Origin of the sequence: Pseudomaricurvus sp., assembly GCF_965662505.1 — a bacterium.
In the GTDB taxonomy this organism is placed as follows: domain Bacteria; phylum Pseudomonadota; class Gammaproteobacteria; order Pseudomonadales; family Cellvibrionaceae; genus Pseudomaricurvus.
Genome location: NZ_CBFIHX010000209.1, coordinates 1 through 3,583, shown reverse-complemented (window position 1 = coordinate 3,583; position 3,583 = coordinate 1). Strand labels below are relative to the sequence as shown.

The following is a 3,583-nucleotide window of genomic DNA, read 5'->3' as shown; positions in this document are numbered from 1 at the left end:
CCGAAGAACATATTCAGCGCATCGGTTGGCGAACACACCATAGCTTCGCCACGACGATTGAGTGAGGTATTCATCACTACCGCATTGCCGGTTAGCTTCTCCATTTCTTCCATCAACTGGTAGTAAGGATCGTTGACGCCGGGCTGTAGGGCCTGAGCTCGAGCCGTACCATCTTCATGTACAACTTCCGGCACGCGGCTTTTCCAGTCTTCGTTTACTTCGAACGTGAAAGTCATGTAAGGCGCGGGATGGTCGACCTTGAACATTTCCGGCGCTACGCGACTAAGCATGCTTGGGCAGAAAGGCCTCCAGCGCTCGCGAAATTTAATTTGTTCATTAATTTTGTCGGCTACGCCGTCAACACTGGGGCATCCCAGAATTGAACGTCCGCCGAGTGCGCGAGGACCAAACTCCATCCGCCCCTGAAACCAGGCCACAGGATGTCCATCTGCCAAAACCTGAGCGATACGCTGAGGAACATTTTCAATGCGCTGCCAGTTAGGCTTACCTTCGTGCTTGGCACAAGCCGCAACAACTTCTTCACTGGTGTAACTGGGACCGAGGTAAACATGATCCAGTTTTTCAACTGGCACACCACGGGCTTCAGATACGTAAGCTGCGGCACCAATCGCGGTTCCGGAGTCGCCAGAAGCTGGCTGAACAAACAACTCTTTGACTTCTTCACGGGCGACAATTTTCTGATTGAACTTCACATTCAAGGCGCAACCACCGGCGAAGGCGATTTTGCCGGTTTCTTTAATCACGTCGCCCAGATAGTAATCCATCATTTCCAGAGCCAGCTTTTCGAACAGAGCCTGCATGCTGGCGGCATAATGGATATAAGGTTCATCGGCGATATCGCCTTCACGCTTGGGGCCCAACCATTCAATCAGTTTATCGCTGAAATAATAGCCCTTGCCTTTATCCTTGTGGCGACGCAGTCCAATCACATTGGCATAGTCGGTGTTAATAACCAGCTCACCGTCTTCAAATTTGGCCAACCGGGAAAAGTCGTATTTGGTCGAGTCTCCGTAAGGCGCCATCCCCATGACTTTGTATTCGCCATCGAGCATTTCAAAACCCAGAAACTCGGTGATTGCACCATAGAGACCACCCAAGGAATCCGGGTCCACAAACTCTTTGATTTTGTGGATCTTGCCGTTTTCCCCGTAGCCGAAGAAGGTGGTGGCGTACTCACCTTTTCCATCAATACCCATGATCGCGGTTTTCTCTTTAAAACCGCTGCAGTGATAGGCGCTGGATGCGTGAGCCAAGTGATGCTCGACAGATTCCAGTTCCACTTTTTTCGGGTTGATGCCCAACTGCTCCAACAACCAGGTGATTTTCTTTTTGTAGCGACGATAACGGCGATTGCCATTAATAATGGCATCCAGCGCACGATCCGGTGCGTACCAGTAACGCTTGGCGTAGTGCCAACGATGCGGCTCGGTAATACTGATTGGGGCAAACGGAATTGCCACCACATCAATATCTTCAGGCTTGATACCGGCCTGCTCGATACAAAACTTGGCAGACTCGTAGGGCATGCGGTTTTTGGCGTGTTTATCTCTGACAAAACGCTCTTCTTCAGCCGCTGCCACCAGCTTGCCATCAATGTACAATGCCGCTGAAGGGTCGTGATTTAATGCTCCGGATAAACCTAATACGGTCAGGGACACTCTGTTAACCTCTTGAAATATTCTTAATCATTGTTTGCTGCTTCACCCGATGATGGGCGCCCCTCAACAGGGAGCTATCTTGTTTGTTACATCTTCGTTTATTACGTTTTTAAAACACTCATATTCGCGAGAAGCTTCACTCCAGTTACGAAGAAGCCGAGCTTCATCTTTTTTAAACGCCTTGCGCCAACCATTGTGCGTTTTGTGCCAGCGCACGGCATCCAGATCAATCATTGCCAGAGCGTCATCCCACAACAGGTTGGTTGCCTTAAAATCGCCGTGGGTAATGCGATGAGACGTCATCACTGTCATCATCTTACGCACCGCAACAGCCATAGACTGCAACTGCTGACTATCCGCTTTCTGGGCAGAGTGCATCAAATCCTGACCTGCTGCCACTTCTGTAATCAGATAACCACGCCCACGCAGGGGGCCAACACGCTCTTCCACCATCGCGATCGGACGGGGGGTGTTGATTCCAAGCACCCGCAAGCGGTGTCCCGCCTGCCAGCTGTGCCACGCGCGAGTCGGGCGCCAGCAACGCTGTAGCCGATGACCCAGCCCTTTGAGATTGTAGCGTTTAATCACCAACTGTCGTCCCTGCCACTCGACCAATCCGACGGTCGCACTGCGTCCGTCTTTCAACAGGGTCGCGGCAACTAAGGCACCATCCAGATCCTCAAGCAACGGTCTCAGGGTCTCGCTTTCGCTGCGCCAGACCGCTCGAAAAAAGGTCGGACCAGATTCCACGTCAAACAGGCTGCAATCACGGACACTTTTTTCTGCCAGATCCCGCGCCCGCCATGCCTGCCACTGCCGGGCAAGGGCGGCCACTTTATCATATTCGGCGGCAACCGAGTTCAATTGCCGGTACAGCTGCCACGCCCCACGCCACAACTCCTCCGACAGCTGAGCCAGAAATACCGCGAAGTTAGCAATCGCCTCTTGATCCTCATTAATAGGGATCACATCGGCGGTATCAATGATCCAGCATTGATCATCCTTCAACAGGAAGTTTTCAGGATGAATATCCTGCTGTCGTACCCCTTTCTGATGCATGCCGGCAATACAGGTGACAACCTGATCAATCTGACGAGCCTGCGTCAGCTCGTGCCGATTATTTGTCTTTTTGAAATCGGAACCTAAGCCAGATGCCTGTTCCAGAGTCTGTGCCTGAGCAATAAACTGAGACACCACCCATGCCCCCATGCCGTCTGGCAAGATTCCGTGATGTAGCATCTCCGGGGTCGGCAATCCCGCCGATTCCAGACGCTTGTAACCCTCTACTTCGGCGGTTGCCTTGCGGCCGGCTCTGGCCCCAACAAACAACTTGACCAGTACCTCTTGCCCCTGCCAGACAGCCCGTCCAACATAGCGCTTACCCGGCAGAATTCGCAGCCACTGCTGAACTTCCAGAGCTCCCTCGACATCCACCCAGGATGCCCGATAAGGCTCTGGCGGCTGACGGCCGTAATCCGCAAGCTCCTTCACTTCAGGAGACACGGGAGGTTCTTTTCCCATTGAGCTTTTTACGGGTTCGCTTCTGCAATAACTTTTGATAATCAGTCAACGTATAGGCCTCAGACAAGGTTTCCACGTAAGTGGCGAGAACGAGCTCGCGCTCCTGGTGAGACCAACTATCTGTGCGACGAAACAGCGCATCCAGATCAGCTGCTCTCTCACGTTTACGCAATAACTGAAAGCGGGATTTTTCCAGATCAATCAAAGTCAACCGAGGCATATCGACCTCACTTTCCTCTTTGAGCTCCACAAAAATATGCTTGGGATACAGACAATGGTGAGTAATCCGCTCTCCATGCATATTGGCTACAGTCTTACCAACCATCCGCAACACTTGCTCACGAACAGTCTCGGTTAAAGTTGGCCACTGAGGTAAAATATCC

General features: G+C 52.0%; 3 protein-coding genes. All 3 read right to left on the bottom strand.

Annotation, left to right across the window (positions count from 1 at the left end; genetic code table 11):
* Positions 1-1,679: carbamoyltransferase family protein (locus tag ACTG33_RS16680; protein ID WP_439136347.1), on the bottom strand; the 1,679-nt coding region annotated here is incomplete at its 3' end.
* A gap of 63 nt (positions 1,680-1,742) precedes the next feature.
* Positions 1,743-3,182, bottom strand: a complete 1,440-nt coding sequence (locus tag ACTG33_RS16675; protein WP_439136346.1) for a lipopolysaccharide kinase InaA family protein — start codon at positions 3,180-3,182, stop codon at positions 1,743-1,745.
* Positions 3,172-3,583, bottom strand: a 412-nt coding sequence (locus ACTG33_RS16670) for a lipopolysaccharide kinase InaA family protein (RefSeq protein ID WP_439136345.1), incomplete at its 5' end; no start/stop codon positions are given. The genes ACTG33_RS16670 and ACTG33_RS16675, both read right to left, overlap by 11 nt.